General features: G+C 66.0%; 14 protein-coding genes. 10 read left to right on the top strand and 4 right to left on the bottom strand.

What is annotated here, in order from left to right; translation table 11 throughout:
- Positions 1-91 precede the first annotated feature (91 nt).
- The 4 genes from HY57_RS06145 (at position 92) to HY57_RS06130 (ending at position 5374) form a co-directional block, all read left to right on the top strand.
- Positions 92-1948, top strand: a complete 1857-nt coding sequence (locus tag HY57_RS06145; RefSeq protein ID WP_019465357.1) for a penicillin-binding protein activator — start codon at positions 92-94, stop codon at positions 1946-1948.
- Entirely contained in the window at positions 1948-2304 is a 357-nt protein-coding gene (locus tag HY57_RS06140) for a YraN family protein (RefSeq protein WP_019465358.1), read from the top strand. Before HY57_RS06145 ends, HY57_RS06140 begins: the two co-directional genes overlap by 1 nt.
- Before the next feature lie 148 nt (positions 2305-2452).
- Positions 2453-3958: an alpha/beta hydrolase gene (locus HY57_RS06135; protein WP_050997915.1), complete on the top strand. Its 1506-nt coding sequence runs from the start codon at positions 2453-2455 to the stop codon at positions 3956-3958.
- Positions 3959-4003: 45 nt separating this feature from the next.
- Positions 4004-5374: an FAD-binding oxidoreductase gene (locus tag HY57_RS06130; RefSeq protein WP_019465360.1), complete on the top strand. Its 1371-nt coding sequence runs from the start codon at positions 4004-4006 to the stop codon at positions 5372-5374.
- Between the two features lie 50 nt (positions 5375-5424).
- Here HY57_RS06130 and rhtC read toward each other — a convergent pair whose 3' ends face one another.
- Entirely contained in the window at positions 5425-6048 is a 624-nt protein-coding gene (gene rhtC, locus HY57_RS06125) for a threonine export protein RhtC (RefSeq protein WP_019465361.1), read from the bottom strand.
- Positions 6049-6266: 218 nt separating this feature from the next.
- Here rhtC and HY57_RS06120 point away from each other — a divergent pair, with 218 nt between their 5' ends.
- From HY57_RS06120 to HY57_RS06105, 4 genes are all read left to right on the top strand, one after another.
- Positions 6267-7535, top strand: a complete 1269-nt coding sequence (locus HY57_RS06120) for a nucleoside permease (RefSeq protein ID WP_019465362.1) — start codon at positions 6267-6269, stop codon at positions 7533-7535.
- 124 nt (positions 7536-7659) lie between these two features.
- A complete protein-coding gene (dusB, locus tag HY57_RS06115) occupies positions 7660-8646 on the top strand; it encodes a tRNA dihydrouridine synthase DusB (RefSeq protein ID WP_019465363.1) in 987 nt (328 codons plus the stop codon).
- A gap of 419 nt (positions 8647-9065) precedes the next feature.
- Positions 9066-10001: an alpha/beta hydrolase gene (locus HY57_RS06110; RefSeq protein ID WP_019465364.1), complete on the top strand. Its 936-nt coding sequence runs from the start codon at positions 9066-9068 to the stop codon at positions 9999-10001.
- A gap of 69 nt (positions 10002-10070) precedes the next feature.
- A complete protein-coding gene (locus tag HY57_RS06105; protein WP_019465365.1) occupies positions 10071-10901 on the top strand; it encodes a class I SAM-dependent methyltransferase in 831 nt (276 codons plus the stop codon).
- Between the two features lie 16 nt (positions 10902-10917).
- On the opposite strand, the gene HY57_RS06100 is transcribed toward HY57_RS06105, so the two are convergent.
- On the bottom strand, positions 10918-11595 hold the full coding sequence (locus HY57_RS06100) for a hypothetical protein (RefSeq protein ID WP_144240780.1): 678 nt from the start codon (positions 11593-11595) through the stop codon (positions 10918-10920).
- A gap of 155 nt (positions 11596-11750) precedes the next feature.
- Positions 11751-12446 carry an SGNH/GDSL hydrolase family protein gene (locus HY57_RS06095; protein WP_019465367.1) on the bottom strand — a complete coding sequence of 232 codons (696 nt, stop codon included), beginning with the start codon at positions 12444-12446 and terminating at the stop codon, positions 11751-11753.
- Positions 12447-12624: 178 nt separating this feature from the next.
- Between HY57_RS06095 and HY57_RS06090 the strand changes: the two genes are divergently transcribed.
- A complete protein-coding gene (locus tag HY57_RS06090; protein ID WP_019465368.1) occupies positions 12625-14454 on the top strand; it encodes an FAD-dependent oxidoreductase in 1830 nt (609 codons plus the stop codon).
- A 255-nt stretch (positions 14455-14709) separates the two neighbouring features.
- Complete coding sequence (metK, locus tag HY57_RS06085; RefSeq protein ID WP_019465369.1) at positions 14710-15909, top strand: methionine adenosyltransferase; 1200 nt, start codon at positions 14710-14712, stop codon at positions 15907-15909.
- A gap of 264 nt (positions 15910-16173) precedes the next feature.
- On the opposite strand, the gene HY57_RS06080 is transcribed toward metK, so the two are convergent.
- Positions 16174-17286: a D-alanyl-D-alanine carboxypeptidase family protein gene (locus HY57_RS06080; RefSeq protein ID WP_019465370.1), complete on the bottom strand. Its 1113-nt coding sequence runs from the start codon at positions 17284-17286 to the stop codon at positions 16174-16176.
- Between the last annotated feature and the right edge of the window lie 220 nt (positions 17287-17506).

The following is a 17506-nucleotide window of genomic DNA, read 5'->3' as shown; positions in this document are numbered from 1 at the left end:
GCTGCTTCCTGCGCCGTGGAGCGGCGTTCCAATGGGCTATCATCGCCCATTCGCCGACCATGTCGTCAAAAAAGCTCGAAGGGATTTGGCCATGCGCTTGTACCGCGCCGCAGGCGTTGCCCTGCTGATTTCTCTGGCACTTGCAGGTTGCGTACCGCCGGCAGCGCAAAGGTCGCCTGCCGAGATCGCGGCGAGTGAGCAAGCCGACGCCCTGGTCCAGCAGGGCAAGCTCGACGAAGCCGCCCAGGCGTATCTCACGCTGGCCCAGACCGGCAGCAATCGCGACCACTACCAGTTGCTGGCCGCCGAGACTTACCGGCAGGAAGGCCAGCTCGATCGCGCCGCACCCCTGCTCGACACCATCCGCCGCCAGCGCCTCACCGGCGACGAGCCCTCGCGACTGGACCTGCTGCAGGCCGAGTGGGCGTTGAAACAGCACAACGCTGCGCGCGCGCTGCAGCTCACCACGCAGCCCAACATCAGCGTGCCGCCCACGCTCAACCTGCGCCTGCTGGAGCTTCGCTCGCAGGCTATGGAACAGACGGGCGATCTGTGGGGCGCCGCACGCTCCCGCGTGGAGATGGATGGCCAGCTGAGCGGACTGGACCAGGCACAGAACCGCAAGCAGGTCGTGGCGCTGCTCGGCAAGCTCGGCGTCGATCCGCTCAAGCAGCGCGCCGCCGCGATGCAACCGGGTGACCGCATGCTGCCGTGGGTAAACGAGGCGCTGACCCAGCTCGGCGTCGCCGTGGCCCGTCCCGCGCCTGCGCTGGAGCAGGAAGTGGGCACCATGATCCCGGGCGAAGGCGCCAACGTCCGCGAAGGCTTCAAGATGCCCTCGCGCGTCGCGCTGCTGCTGCCGACCAGCGGCAACCTCGGCGCCGCCGGCACCGCCATCCGCGAAGGCTTCTTCGCTGCCTATGCCGATTCCGCGCGCAATCACACGCCGCGTCCGCCCGTGCGCATCTATGACAGCAATGGCACGGCTGCCGGTGCCATCAAGGCATACCAGCAAGCCGTCACCGATGGCGCACAGCTCGTCATCGGCCCGCTGACACGGGGCGAAGTATCCGCGCTGTTCGGCCTGCCCCAGCTGCCCGTGCCGTTGCTCGCGCTCAACCATCCGGACGACAAGAGCCTGCCTGCCAGCGGCGTCAGCGAATTCGGCCTGCTGCCTGAAACGGAAGGCGCCCAGGCGGCCGACCACATGGTGGAGAACGGCATCACCACGGCGTTCGTCATCGTGAGCAACGACGACTTCGCGCAACGCGCCGCCAAGTCGTTCAAGGCCGAACTGGAAGCGCGTGGCGGCAAGCTGTCCGGCGCGGGCAACCTCAATGGCAGCGGGGTCAACTTCGCCTCGACCATCAGCGGCCTCGGCATGCCGACCGACAACGGCAACCCGCCGGGCACGCCCAACACCACCGGCCTGTTCATCAGCATGCGTCCGCAACAGGCGCGCCTGCTGCTGCCGCAGCTCAAGCTGGCCCACATCAACCTGCCGGTGTTCGGCACCTCGCATATCTATGCTGGCACCGACGATGCAAGCGCCAACCGCGATCTGGAAGGCGTGGAGTTCTGCGATTCGCCGTGGCTGTTCGACGCGCAGCCGGGCCTGCCCAACCATGCCGACATCGCCTCGCAGCTGCCCGCCGCACGCGGCACGTCGGCGCGCCTGTTCGCGTTCGGCATGGACGCGTGGAATCTCGCGCCGTACATCGATTGGCTGCGCGCGCATCCTGGCAGCTACCTGCCGGGCGCCAGCGGACAGCTGACCTCCGACCAGTTCGGCCGCATCCGGCGCGTCATGGTGTGGGCCAAGTTCCAGGATGGCCTCGCCCGTCCGCTCAACGGCAGCCTGCAGATGGATTCGGCGCCCGCCCTCGCTCCGCCGACGGATGCCAGCGGCACGCCGCAGCTGCAGAGCGAGCAGCCGACCTCGCATTGATGCGCGCCGCGGGCGCCGCCTTCGAACAACGGGCCTGCGTGGAACTCCAGCGCGCAGGCTTCGTCCTGCTGGATCGCAACTACACCACGCGCTACGGCGAACTCGACCTGGTGATGCTCGAGGGCGACACGGTCGTGTTCGTCGAAGTGCGCCACCGCCTGCACGCCAGCCACGGCGGCGCAGCCGCCTCGGTCACCGCCAGCAAGCAGGCGCGTCTGGTCGCCGCGGCGCAGCTGTGGCTCTCGACTCATCCGAAGCACGCCCAACACGCGTGCCGCTTCGATGTCGTCAGCTATGACGGTGCGGGCGCCAACGCGCGCATGGCGCACTGGCGCCATGCCTTTGAAAGCTGCTGAACGATCGACGTCGGCCAGGCGAATTCCCTCGAGAAGGTGCCACGACACCCCCGAAGCCAGCCTTAGGAAGCTTCTACGGTTTCCCCATGCTTTCTCGGGCACACTGTGAATGCTGGCCGCCTCCGGTGGCCCCGCCCACGGGGACCGCATGCTTCGCGCCTTGATCAAGATCGGCAAATGGACGTCCATCGTCGCCCTGGTATTCCTGGTCTCGCTACTTGGCATCCGAGCCTGGGATTCACAACAGGGAGACCCGTTGGCCCCATGGCAGACCTTCGTTCCCGATGAGCTCACGCCCTCGCAGCTCGACGCTACCGACTGGACAGGCTATCTGGCGGCGGAACAACACGCGTTCGACCAGGTGAAGACCGAGGTCACGGACAAGCTCGAACCTTCCGAGCGTGTCGCGACCAACCGGTATTTCCAGGGCGCGCCGATGTATCCGGGGCATTTCGCGCACGACTGGAACCGCTCGTACGTACTGGAACCCACCGGCACGCCGGTCGGTGCCGTGGTGCTGATCCATGGCCTGACCGATTCACCGTACAGCCTGCGCGACATCGCCGAGCTGTACCGCGCGCACGGCTTCGTCGCCATCGGGCTGCGCGTGCCCGGGCATGGCACCGTGCCTGCCTCACTCACCCGGGTGGACTGGCCCGACTGGCTGGCGGCAACCCGGCTGGCCATGCGCGAGGCGCGTCGCCGCGTAGGGCCGGACTTGCCCATTCACATGGTCGGCTATTCGAACGGTGGCGCGCTCGCCGTGAAGTACACGCTGGATGCCTGCGAGCACCATGAACTGACCATGCCGACGCGGCTCGTCCTGCTGTCACCGATGATCGGCGTTACCCGCTTCGCGCGATTCGCCGGGTTGGCCGGCCTGCCGGCCCTGCTGCCGCGATTCGCCAAGGCGGCGTGGCTGGACCTGCTGCCGGAATACAACCCGTACAAGTACAACTCGTTTCCGGTGAACGCGGCACGGCAGTCCTACCTGCTGACCGATGCCATCCGCAGCCAGGTGCTGCGCATGGCGCGCGGCAAGCAACTCTCCCGCCTGCCGCCCATCCTCACCTTCCAGTCGGTGGTGGACGATACGGTGAGCGCTTCCGCCGTGATGCGCACGCTCTATGCCCACCTGCCGGCGAATGGCAGCGAAGTCGTGCTGTTCGATGTCAACCGCGACCATCGCTTCGATACCTTGCTGAAGCCGGCCTCGCTCATGGCGCTCAACCGCATGCTGCCATCCGGCCCGCAGTCGTATCGCGCCACGGTGGTCAGCAATACCGCGGAGAACGACGACCACACTGTTGCCCGCACCACGGAAGCCGGCCAGACGACAGCGACTGCCACGCCGCTGCCCATCCGGTATCCGGACAATATCTTCTCGCTCTCGCACATCGCCCTGCCGTTTCCACCTAACGATCCGTTGTACGGCACCGAGCCGGACATGTCGGAGGACTACGGCATCCGCCTGGGCACGGCGGCGCCGCGTGGCGAGCGCGGTGCGCTGATCCTGAACCTCGACGCAGTCCTGCGCATCAGCTCCAACCCGTTCTATCCCTATGTGCGCCAACGGATCGAAGCCTTGCTACCCGCCATACCAACGCCACCGCCAACACGCACGAACGCGCCGGTCGCGCACATCGCCGGCTAGCCGCCTCCCAGAGCGACCGGCGCGGTGGAGTGGGATACTTGCCCCATGAACCTGCCCGCCGCCCTGCTCGACGCCCTCAGCCAACTCTTTCCCGGTGATGCCATGGCCACCGGCATGGCCGAGCGCCTCGCCTACGCCTATGACAACTCGCGCCGCAACGCCCTGCCCGATGCCGTGGTGTTTCCCACCACGCACGAACAGACCGAGGCGCTGATGCAGGCCTGCCGCGCGCATCGCGTGCCGGTGATCGGGCGCGGGCGCGGCACCAACACCACCGGCGCGACGGTGCCGGTGGAAGGCGGTGTGGTGGTGAGCTTCGAGCGCATGAACCGCATCCTGCGCATCGATCCGGATAATCGCCTTGCCGTGGTGGAGCCCGGCGTGCTCAACGGCGACCTGCAGCAGGCACTGAAGCCCCACGGCTTTTTCTGGCCGCCGGACCCCTCCTCATCGCCCTGGTGCAGCATCGGTGGCAACCTCGCCTGCAATTCGGCGGGACCGCGCACTGTGAAATACGGCAGTCCGCGCGAAAACACGCTGGGCCTGCGCGCCGTCGCAGGCACCGGCGAAGGCTTCCGCTGTGGCACCTACACTAGCAAGGGCGCCACCGGTTATGACCTGACGCGCCTGCTGATCGGTTCGGAGGGCACGCTGGCGCTGATCACCGAAGCCACGCTGAAGCTCACGCCCAAGCCGTCGGCCCTGCGCACCATCCGCGCCACCTACCGCGACGTTTCCGCTGCCGCGCGCGCGGTGGCACGCATCATGGCGCAGCCGGTCACGCCGTGCGCTCTGGAGTTCATCGACGACGTCGCGCTGAAGCTCGCGCGCGACTATGGTGGTGACGGCGTGCCGCTGGCCGGCGCCATGCTGATGATCGAAGTGGATGGCGAACCGGAGACGCTGCCCAGCGCGGTGGACGCCGTGTCGCGCGCTGCGCGCGGCGAAGGACTGGAAGACCTGCGCGTGGCCGAGACCGCGAAGGAAACCGAAGCCTTGTGGTCTGCGCGCAAAGCACTATCCCCGGCACAACGCACCATCTCGCCGAACAAGATCAACGAAGACGTGGTCGTGCCGGTCAGCCGTCTGCCGGAACTGGTGGATGGCATCAAACAGCTGGCCAAGAAACACGACGTGCTGATCGTGAGCTTCGGCCACGCAGGCAACGGCAACCTGCACGTGAACCTGCTGCCGCGCGACGATGCGGAACGCGAACGCTCCCACGCCTGCCTGGCTGAGATTTTCGCGCTGGTGATCTCGCTCGAAGGCACACTGTCGGGCGAACACGGCATCGGGCTGGTCAAGAAGGAGTTCATGCCGCTCGCGCTGCAGCCTTCCACCCTGCACCTGATGCGCAACGTGAAGGCGGCGTTCGACCCTGAGGGCATCCTCAATCCAGGCAAGCTGCTGCCTTAACCCTTAGCGAGGCTCAATCGTAAAGTCGCTAAGTGGTCAGTCGCAGTCTCTTACCCCTTGCGAGCGAAAATCAGGTGCAGGCCGAACGCCACGAACACCGTGCCGGCCAGGCCATCGATCCAACGCGAGAGCCTGAGATAGCCGCGACGCATGGCCGGCAGCGCGAACACGCCGGCCACCAGGGTGAACCACAGCAGCGTTTCGGCGACGACCATGCTCCAGAGCCCCCAGCGCGCGCCCACGCTCACGCGATCACCCAGGAAGGCTGAAAACACGCTGCCGAAGTAGATCACCACCTTGGGATTGGACAGGTTGGTGAGCAGGCCGGCGCGCAGGGTGGCCCAGTCGCTCTGCTGCAGGACTTGCACGGGCTCGCCCTGCGTGGCCGGCGCCTTGAATGCGCCGCGCAACATCTTCAACCCCATCCACACCAGGTAAAGGCCACCGGCAACGGCGATCAGGCGTTCCAGCCAGGCCAACCGCTGCAGCGCCAGCTGAAGCCCCGCCAGCGCCAGCGCCGACCACACGACGACGCCGAGGGTGATGCCGATGACACCGAACATCGCTTGCCGCCGCGAGCGGCTCACCGCCGTCTGCGACACGAAGAAAAAGTCGGGACCGGGACTCGACAGGGCCACCAGATGCACCACGGCAATGGTCAGGAACAGGTTCACAGGGGTCTCCCGGGGAAATCGGATCGCAATATTTCGCGGCGGCGCAGCTTGTCGCCACTGCGGCGGTCCTCTAGGCTGCCGCTATTTTGGCACGGTCCCGGGTTGTTCCAGGCCGTTTGCAGGGGATCTTCGGCTCGCCCGCCAGGCCCGCACCCGGCCTGGGGGCGGGAGCGCGCCGCCCCTTCGTCCACCACCGTTTGAAGCACACGAATACGCTGATGAGCCTGCGACTGCGCCTGACCGCCATGAACTTCCTGCAATATTACGTGTGGGGGTCGTGGCTCATTACCATCGGCGCGTACTGGTTCCAGACCAAGCATTGGTCGGGCGCGCAGTTCGGTGCGATCTTCTCGACCATGGGCATCGCCTCGCTGTTCATGCCGTCCATCGCGGGCGTGATCGCGGACAAGTACATCAATGCCGAGAAGCTCTACGGCATCTTCCATATCTGCGGCGCCGCCGTGCTGTGCGCCGTGCCGATGATTCAGTCGCCCGGCCTGATGTTCTGGGTGATGCTGATCAACATGATGTTCTACATGCCGACCATCTCGCTCGCCATCGCCGTGGCGTACAACGCGCTCAAGAGCGACGGCAAGGACGTGGTGCGCGACTACCCGCCGATCCGCGTGTGGGGCACGGTGGGGTTCATCGCCGCGCTGTGGACGGTGAGCCTGATGCGCCTGGAAACCTCCTCGGGCCAGTTCTACGTGGCCGCCGCCGCCGCGCTGGCGCTGGGCCTGTACGCCTTCACGCTGCCGCCCTGCCCGCCGCGTTTCCAGCGCAAGGCCAACCAGTCGTGGCTGGATACCTTCGGCCTGACCTCGTTCAAGCTGTTCCGCGATGCACGCATGGCGGTGTTCTTCCTGTTCGCCATGCTGCTGGGCGCCTCGCTGCAGCTCACCAACGCGTATGGCGATACATTCCTGCACGACTTCGCGCAGATGGACGCGTACAAGGACCTGGTGGCCGTGCGCTACCCGGCCATCATCATGTCCATCTCGCAGGTGTCCGAAACGCTGTTCATCCTTGCCATTCCGTTCTTCCTGCGCCGCTTCGGCATCAAGACGGTGATGCTGATCAGCATGCTGGCGTGGACGCTGCGCTTCGGCCTGTTCGCCTATGGCGACCCGGGTCCGGGCCTGTGGATGATCGTGCTGTCGTGCATCGTGTACGGCATGGCGTTCGACTTCTTCAACATCTCCGGCTCGCTGTTCGTGGAAGGCCAGAGCGACCCCTCGATCCGCGCCAGCGCGCAAGGCCTGTTCATGCTGATGACCAATGGCATCGGCGCGGTGCTGGGCAGCTCCATCAGCGGCCTGGTGATCGAGGCGTTCTTCACCCATCCGGACCAGAGCAAGGACTGGCACGGCATCTGGATGACCTTCGCCACCTATTCGCTGATCGTGGCGGTGCTGTTCCTAGTGCTGTTCCGCCACAAGCACGACCCGGCCCAGGCGCAGGCACTGGCGGCCAAGGCCGCGCACTAACCCCGCTCTTCCCTGTGGGAGCGCACCCTGTGCGCGACAACCCTACGGAGAGGCAACCCGGCAGCCTGCGGTCGCGCACAAGTGCGCTCCTACAGGGGTTTCGCTACCCGGGTACAATGGCCGGATGCAGATCGGCCCCTACCGCATCGACCCGCCCGTGGTGCTCGCGCCCATGGCCGGGGTCACCGACAAGCCTTTCCGCCTGCTGTGCAAACGGCTGGGCGCGGGTCTGGCCGTGTCGGAGATGACCAACGCCGATCCTCGCCTGTGGCAGACGCGCAAGTCGCGGCAACGCATGGACCACCACGGCGAGCCCGAGCCGGTGAGCGTGCAGATCGCCGGCTACGACCCCACGATGCTGGCCGAAGCCGCGCGCTACAACGCGGACAACGGCGCGCAGATCATCGACATCAACATGGGCTGCCCGGCCAAGAAGGTCTGCAACGTGTGGTCTGGCTCGGCGCTGCTGCAGGACGAGCCGTTGGTCGCGCGCATCGTGAAGGCCGTGGTGGACGCCGTGGACGTGCCGGTAACGCTGAAGATCCGCACCGGCTGGGATCGACAGAACAAGAACGCGCTGACCATTGCGAAGATCGCCGAGGACGCCGGCATCGCCGCACTCGCGGTGCACGGCCGCACGCGTGCCGACAAGTACGAAGGCGAGGCCGAGTACGACACCATTGCCGCCGTGAAGGGCAGCGTGCGCATCCCCATCTTCGCCAACGGCGACGTGGTGACGCCGCAACAGGCCAAGCATGTGCTGGACGTGACCGGCGCGGATGCGGTGATGGTGGGCCGTGGCGCGCAGGGCCGGCCGTGGATCTTCCGCGAGATCGCCCATTACCTCGCCACCGGTGAAAACCTGCCGGAGCCGACGCCAGCCGAGGTGTGCGATATCCTCGTGCATCACCTTGAGCATCTTTACGCGTTCTACGGCGAACTGCAGGGCGTGCGCATCGCGCGCAAGCACCTGGGCTGGTATGCGAAGGACCGTCCCGAAAATGCCGCGTTCCGTAGCGTAGTGAACCGGGCGGAAAGTGCCGTCGAGCAGTTGCAGCTGACGCGCGAGTATTTTGCGGTTTTGGGCGACCAGGATCGGCTGGCAGCCTAAGAGCCTGTTCGAGATCCCCCATCCTGCCACTGGATTCCGGCGCACCCCACAAAAGGGGGCAAGGGCCGGAATCCAGTGGCGACTACGTTGAATAGTGGCCGGAGCCGACCAGCCCTGGGGCTGCTTCGCGAAAACCCGATACAGAGGCCACTGGATTCCGGCCCTTGCCCCCTTTTGTGGGGTGCGCCGGAATGACGGTGAGGGGCTTGGGCGTTCAAGCGAGATTTTGAGCAAGCGCTACGTGCGACGGAAGATCACTGCGTAGCCCCATGGTTGCTTCACCGTTGCCTGCGCGAAGGGAATGACAGCGAGGAATCGAAACAGCGCTCCTGAGCCTCACGCAGGGTAGGATCGCAAACCCTTGCGCAAGCGCCTGGGGCATCATCGGTACTCCATCGCTTACACGCCACGCCACAGTCATGCCGCGCCACCCTTCACGCCAACGCCTTGCTTACGCCACGCTGGGTCGATGGCTGGGGTTGTGCGTGGCCGTGTTGCTTGGCGGCTGCGAGGCGACGCTGTTCGCGGGCCTCAATACCACCGATCAACACAAGGACCTCCAGGAGCGGCGGGGCATCGAGTTCGACGCCGACCACCATCTTGCTTTGGACGTCTATACGCCAGCTCATGCGGAACACGCGCCGGTGGTGGTGTTCTTCTACGGCGGCGATTGGACGCACGGCGAACGAGCGTGGTATCGCTTCGTCGGCACGGCGTTGGCGGCGCGCGGCGTGACGGTGGTCGTTCCGGATTACCGCAAGGTGCCGCAGGTGGGTCTGACGGGCTTCATGCAGGACGCAGCGAATGCCGTGGCCTGGGCACATGCCCACGCCCACGAGTTCGGCGGCAACGCGGACGATATGTTTGTGATGGGGCACTCGGCCGGCGGCCAGATCTCGGCATTGCTCGCCACCGACCCGTCGTGGCTCGGCGCTCACGGCATGCACCCGAAGGATCTCGCCGGCTTTATCGGCCTCGCCGGCTGCTACGACTTCGTACCGGTACCGGCGGACGACCAGGACATGATCGGCGCCTTCGGACCAACGCCCGAACAACAGCGCCAGGGCGAGCCCGTCGCCTTCGTTCAGGGCGCCGAGCCCCCCATGCTGTTGTTGCAGGGCATCGACGATCACGAGGTGGAGCCTTCCAATGCCATCTCGATGAACCGCGCCATGGTCGCGCAACATGAAGAAGTGACCCTGAAGCTCTATCCCGGCGTGGGTCACGAGATCCTGCTGTTCGCGCTGTCCCGTCCCTTGCATGGCGACACGCCGATACTGGGCGACATCCTCGACTTCATCGAGATGCATCCGGCGGCTCAACCCATGGCACAGTCGGGCGCGGCCTCCCGCTGACCGCCACCTTCCGTCGACGCCCGATGGCGTATCGTGGCTTCCGTCGCGATTCAAACGCAGGCCTGCACCATGAACAGCATCGTCACGGGTGAATTTCCCTACATCCATGGCTTTTCGCCCGAGGAACAGTCACGACTGATGCGCCAGGCGCGCATGTTCGAGACCATCCTGTTCAATCGCATCGACTACAGCGAGGCCTCGCGCCTGCTGGAGATCGGCAGCGGGGTCGGGGCGCAGACGGAAATCCTGCTGCGCCGCTTTCCCAACCTGCACGTGACGGGTGTGGACCTTTCCGCGGCGCAACTGGCGGCGGCGGAGAAGAACCTTGCCACCACCGCATGGTGCAGCGCGCGCTACACCCTGCAGCAAGCCGACGCCACCGACCTGCCCTTCGCCGACCGCAGCTTCGACGCGGCCTACCTGTGCTGGGTGCTGGAGCACATGCCCAGCCCGGCGCGCGTGCTGAGCGAGCTGCGGCGGGTGCTGAGCCCGGGCGCCGTCATCTACGTGACCGAGGTGCTCAATTCCTCTTTCTTCCTCGACCCGTATTCGCCCAACCTGTTGCGCTATTGGATGGCCTTCAACGACCACCAGTACGACAGTGGCGGTGATCCGTTCATCGGCGCCAAGCTGGGCAACCTGCTGCTGGCCGGCGGCTATCGCGACGTGCAGACCGAGGTGAAGAGCTTCCACCTCGACAACCGCCAGCCCGGCAAGCGCAAGCAGATGATCGAGTTCTGGGAGGAGTTGCTGCTGTCGGCGGCCGACCAGCTGGTGGCCACCGGCAAGGTGGACACCGCGACGGTGGAGGGCATGCGCCGCGAGCTGCAGGCCGTGCGCAACGATCCGAACGCGGTGTTTTTCTTCGCCTTCGTGCAGGCGCGGGCAACGGTTTACTGATCGCCGCGCCTGACGGTCATCCGGAAACCTTGGACGACTGCAGCTCTTCGGTGTACCGGGAGGAACGCACGCCCTTGCTGTCGTAATACTCCTCCACGGCCTTCACGAAGCGCTTCTGCTCCGGCACGTACCAGAATGCCTTGTACATGCGCCCGCTGGTCGTGCGCGGACGCGTGACCTGGCTCTGCGACAGGCTCACCGCGCCACCGGCATCCACCTGGCCATGGGAGTCGGTCGATACGGCCGGGGCGACAACCGCGCTCCACTGCCCCTGCGCCTCGATTTTCATCGCCCTGAAGGAACCGGCCGGCACCTGTACGTCCTCCCAGCCGACCACGGTGAGTTCGCTGCTGAAGGTTTCGCTGGTGTGCTGCCGGTTCGGATTGGCTTCCGTGTACTCCACGCGCCACTTTTTGCCGGATGACAGCGGGAACACCAGCGGGCGGTTCACCACCTGCTGCGTACCGTTGATGTCACGCGAGCGGCTCCAGTCCCGCCCGACCAGGCGTTCTACCGGCGGCTGCGTGGAGCCCTCCTGCCTGATCGACACGAGCATGCTGTCAGCGTCGACACGCTCCACGGTGATGGACTCGTTCTTGCGCGACCAGCCTTGCGGACCCGTTTCCACGGTATCGACGTAGACCCAGTTGTCGCCCGCCTTCAGTGCCGGTGCCGGCAACGATTCTGCAAACACCGCACCACACCACATCCCTACCGCCACGAAACACCAGCGACCGACCATGACACCCCCTGTTGGCTGTCGGCGCAGGCTAGCCGAACACCCACACAGGTTCATGCGACCAAACGCAGAAAGTTATGCACTCAGGCTGTGCGCACCGGAGCATGCCGTCAGGTGCCTGATCGGATCACGAAGCCGTAGTCAGCCAGCACGGGTTTCAACGCGGCGATCCACAGGGCATAGCCGGCCGGCAGCATGTGCAGGCCATCGGGCCGGAACAGTTCCGCCCGCGGCTTGCCTTGCGCGTCGAGCATGACGGGGGCGATGTCGACGAAGCGGACATCCTTCTGCGTGGCTGCCCAGTCGCGGATCCTGTCGTTGGCGGCCTTCATGGCCGGCCACAGCGCGACGCGCTCGACGCTGGGCTTGATCGAGATGTAGACGATCGGCACTCCGGGCACGCCCTGGCGCGCACGGGCGACGAACTGCTGGAACGAGGCGAGCACCTGCCCGGCCGTCGCACCATCGTTGACGTCGTTGTCGCCGGCATACATCACGATCACGGCGGGCTTGTACGGCCACACGATACGGTCGGCGTAATAAGTGGAATCGGGCAGCGCGGAGCCACCGAAGCCGCGGTTAATCACCGGGATGCCGGGAAAGTCTTCCGCCAGCGACTTCCAGAACTGGATGGACGAGCTGCCGATGAACAGCACGCTGTGGTACATCGGCGGATGCTCGCGGTCGGCGGCCACGAAGGCTTCGATGTCCGGGATCCAGTGCGAGGAGGGCTGGCTGTCCGCCTGCGCCATGGCCGGGGCCACGAGCGACATCAGCAAGAGGGCCAGCCAGGTCAGTCGCTTCATGCGTTCGCTCCGGCAACGAGGGGAGCGTTCGATTATGTCCACCCCGGCGGACATGTCCAACGCCGGTCACCACCAGCCCACCGCTCGTCCCGGAACCACCGCCGTTCATCACCTTGCGCTTGTTCCCACCATGGCACCGTCCAAAGTGGCGTCATCCATCCGCCCAGGGAGTCCGTCCATGCATCGCCGCGATCTGCTCAAGGCCGCTCTCACCCTCCCTCTGTTGCCGTGGGCGCTGTCGCCGACCGTGGCCCGCGCATGGGAGGCCGGCCCAGCGGTCGCCGGGCTTCGCTCGCGGGTACGGCCCGGCGATGCCGGCTGGCCGACCTCGACGCAGTGGAATCAGCTCAAGGACGCGGTGGGCGGCCGGCTGCAGGCGCTGCACTCGCCCTTCGAAGCCTGCAGCGCGCAGAACGCGGCGTGCCAGGAAGCGCTGGCACAGATCAAGAACCCCTACTACCTGGGCGACCAGCCCGCGCTCACCCAGACCAGCGGCTGGGCCGATGCCTGGACCTCGCATCCCAGCGCCTATGCCGTAGCCGCCGAGACCACGCAGGATGTCGTCGCCGCCGTGAACTTCGCCCGCAGGCACCATCTGCGGCTGGTGGTGAAAGGCGGCGGCCACAGCTACCAGGGCACCTCGGCCGCGCCGGATTCCTTGCTGATCTGGACGCGCCATATGAACGCCGTGAGCCTGCACGACGCCTTCGTCCCGCAAGGTGGTGAAGGCCGAGAGGCGCCGGTGCCCGCCGTCTCGGTCCAGTCCGGCGCGATGTGGATCGATGCCTATAACGCGGTGACCACTCGGGGCGGGCGCTACGTGCAGGGTGGTGGCTGCACCACCGTGGGCGTGGCCGGACTGGTGCAAAGCGGCGGCTTCGGCAGCTTCTCGAAGAATTTCGGGAGCGCATCGGGCAACCTGCTGGAGGCGGAGGTCGTGACGGCCGACGGCAAGGTGCGGGTGGTCAATCAGCACCAAGACCCCGAGTTGTTCTGGGGTATCAAGGGCGGTGGCGGCGGCAGCCTGGGCGTGGTGACGCGACTCACCCTGCGCACGCACGATCTGCCGGATACCTTCGGCGCGGTATTCGGCGCCATCAAGGCCGACTCCGACGAGGCATATCGCGCCCTGCTCGCCTTCACCATGCGCTTCTATCGCGACGCCCTGTTCAACCCGCACTGGGGTGAACAGATCCAGTTCCGCGGCAACAACATCGTGAAGTTGTCGATGGTGTTCCAGGGCCTGAGCCAACAACAGGCCGAACAGGTCTGGACGCCCTACCTCGCCGCCGTCCGCGCCCGGCACGACTGGCACATCCAAGACGACGTGAAAGTCCTCGCCCTGCCCGCGCGCCATTTCTGGGATGCGGACTTCTTCCGCGCCCACTTCCCGGACGCTATCGTCCCCGATCGCCGCGAAGGCGCGCCACGCGAGCACATGGTCTGGGCGGGCGACGAAGGGCAGGTCGGCCAGTTCATTCACGGCTATCGCTCCGGCTGGCTGCCACAGTCACTGCTGGACGAGCGGCAACTGGACAGGTTGAGCAACGCGATGTTCGACGCCAGCCGCCGCTGGGGCTTCTCGCTGCACTTCAACAAAGGCCTGGCCGGCGCCCCGGCCGACGCCATCGCGCGGTCACGCGACACGGCCATGAACCCCGGCGCGATGGATGCCTTCGCACTCATGATCACGGGCGGCGAAAGCGACCCCGCCTTTCCCGGTATGCCGGGTGCCGAACCGAACCTGGACAAGGCGCGGAAAGACAAGGCGGCCATCGACCGTTGTGCGGACGCCCTGCTGGGCGTGGCGCCGGGCGCCGGCTCCTATGTCTCCGAAAGCGATTACTTCGAGGGCGACTGGCAGGCCTCGTTCTGGGGCGCCAACTACCCGCGGCTGGCCACCGCCAAGCGCCGCTACGACCCGGACGGCCTGTTCTTCGTGCGCCACGGCGTGGGCAGCGAAGGCTGGAGCGAGGACGGCTTCACCCGCCTGCGGCAAAACGCCTGACACCTGACGCCCCAGCCCCATCGGGCACCCCTGCGACACCCTTGGGGTATCCTGAGTGCTCGCGCCGCCGCCCCCTGGGCGGCTTTGGCGTATCCGGGATCGCCCCGGAAAACAGCCGCAAAGCCGTCCAAATGGCTGAATCGGCATGAAATCGTCATATGCCGCCCCCATGCTGAGGCTGCAAACCCGGGGTGGGCCGTGTATCATGCGCCACCCCCTTTATCTCTTTATCCGTAAGGAAGGATATAACCCGCAATGAGCAACTTCCTCTTCACCTCCGAGTCGGTCTCCGAAGGCCATCCGGACAAAGTCGCCGACCAGATCTCCGATGCCGTCCTCGATGCGATCATCGCGCAGGATCCGCGTGCGCGCGTGGCCTGCGAAACGATGGTGAAGACGGGCGTGGCCATCGTGGCCGGCGAAATCACCACCAGCGCCTGGGTCGACCTCGAAGGCCTGACCCGCAAGGTCATCACCGACATCGGTTATGACTCCTCCGACGTCGGCTTCGACGGCGAGACCTGCGGCGTGCTGAACCTGATCGGCAAGCAGTCGCCGGACATCAACCAGGGCGTGGACCGCAAGAAGCCGGAAGAACAGGGCGCTGGCGACCAGGGCCTGATGTTCGGCTACGCCACCAACGAAACCAAGGACTACATGCCGGCGGCGATCTACTACTCGCATCGCCTCGTCGAGCAGCAGGCCAAGGTCCGCAAGAAGAAGAACTCGCCGCTGCCGTGGCTGCGCCCGGACGCCAAGAGCCAGGTCACCCTGCGCTACGAGAACGGCGTGGCCACCGCCATCGACGCCGTGGTGCTGTCGACCCAGCATGACCCGAACGTCAAGCAGAAGGACCTGGTCGAGGCCGTGCGCGAGCACATCCTCAAGCCGGTGCTGCCGGCGAAGCTGCTGCACAAGGGCACCAAGTTCCACATCAACCCGACCGGCAAGTTCGTGATCGGCGGCCCGGTGGGCGACTGCGGCCTGACCGGCCGCAAGATCATCGTCGACACCTACGGCGGCTGGGCCCGTCACGGTGGTGGCGCGTTCTCGGGCAAGGATCCGTCGAAGGTGGACCGTTCGGCCGCCTACGCCGCCCGCTACGTGGCCAAGAACATCGTGGCCGCCGGCATCGCCGACCGTTGCGAAGTGCAGGTGAGCTACGCCATCGGCGTGGCCGAGCCGACCTCCATCTCGGTCACCACCTTCGGCACCGGCAAGATCGCCGACGACAAGATCGAGAAGCTGATCCGCAAGCACTTCGACCTGCGTCCGTACGGCATCATCCAGATGCTCGACCTGATCCACCCGATGTACCAGCAGACCGCGAGCTACGGCCACTTCGGCCGCACCCCGCAGGAAGTGAAGGGCCCGGATGGCAAGGTCTACTCCACGTTCTCGTGGGAGAAGACGGACAAGGCCGAGGCGCTGCGCGCCGATGCCAAGCTGAAGTAAGCCACGCTTGCTTCGATGAAAAAACGGGCCGCGCAAGCGGCCCGTTTTTTTGCGCCCGGCCAACTTGCCATGACACTCGGCCTTGCCCTGGTGGGAGCGCACCCTGTGCGCGACCGCGGAGCCACGGTGTGCACGCTCCGCTCGGCTGTCGCGCACAGGGTGCGCTCCCACAGGAAAGGGACGCGGACTCCGGATCCGATCGCGCCAACAAAAAAGGGCCGCTTGCGCGGCCCGTTTTCCATCAACCCGGCGCGTGGTCCGCGCTTACTTGTCCGGCGAAACCCGCGCGGTCGAAGCCACCTTCGTTCCCGAGCCGGCCTTGCTGCTGCGCGCCGTGCCGGGGCAGGTGGCGCCCTTCTTCTTCTTCGAGCACGACGCCGCGGCCGTGGCGACCGCTTCCGTCTTCGATGCACGGCGATGATGGCGACGCGAGCCCGCCGACGCATCCGCCACAGCGGTGGCCTTCGCCGCCACGCCGCCCTTGGTGCGGCGGCCCTTGGCGGCCGATGCCGGCGCCTCGCCCGCCTGGGCGACCAGTTCGGCCGGCGTTTCCTGGTTCTCGAAGCCGTCGTCCAGCAGGCGTGCCATCAGCCGGTCACGCGAGGCGGCGGTGCGGCCACCCATCACCACGGAGAACAGGCGGCGCCCATCCTTCACGGCGGTGGAGGCCAGGTTGAAGCCCGCGGCATTGGTGAAGCCGGTCTTCAGGCCGTCCATGCCCGGGTACTTGTCCATCAGATTGTTGTGGCCACGCACCAGCCGGCCTCGGAACATGAAGTCCTTGGTGGCGAAGTAGTGCGAGTACTGCGGGAAATCGTGGTACAGCGCCATGGCCAGCTTGCTCATGTCGCGGGCCGTGGTGGTGTCTTCCGGATCAGGCAGGCCGGAGGCGTTGGCGAAGCGGGTATTGCTCATGCCCAGCAGCTGGGCCTGGGCATTCATCATCTCGACGAAATGGCTCTCGTTGCCGCCGAGGCCTTCGGCCACCACGGTGGCAGCGTCGTTGGCCGACTTGGTGATCATGCCGAGCACACAGTCTTCGACGGTGATGGTCTGGCCGTTGCGCAGATCGAGCTTGGTCGGCGCCTTGGCCGCGGCCCAGGAGGACACGGGCAGTTCCTGGTCCATCTTGAGCGTGCCGTTCTGCACCGCCTGGAAGGCGAGGTACAGCGTCATCATCTTGGCCAGCGAGGCGGGATGATTCGGCTCGTCGGCGTTCACGGCCGTGATCACCTGGCCGTCGCCTTCGTTGATGACGATGGCAGCGTCACCGGCATGCGCGAGACTCGCAAAACCGCCTGCAACGCTCACGAGCAGTGCAAGCAGACCTTGACGCCAGGTACCCCCCCTGGCCGGCGTGTTGGACTTGATAGCCACCCCGATTCCTCGCTTCCACTGCCGCTTTATCCGGCGTTACAAACCCTGAACTGCAACGCCACCGCCACAGGCCCAGACAATACTTGAATTACATCACATAAGTCCATGTTTCCATGGACGATAAAAGCAAACGGCGCACCCAGCGCCGTCCTAACATAAATTTCACCGTGAAGGCTTTGTCTACGCGTCAAGCGAGTGTGCCTTCAAACGCTGTAGGGGA

Source organism: Dyella japonica A8 (assembly GCF_000725385.1).
Lineage (GTDB): Bacteria > Pseudomonadota > Gammaproteobacteria > Xanthomonadales > Rhodanobacteraceae > Dyella > Dyella japonica_C.
This window is presented reverse-complemented; position numbering and strand designations above follow the sequence as displayed.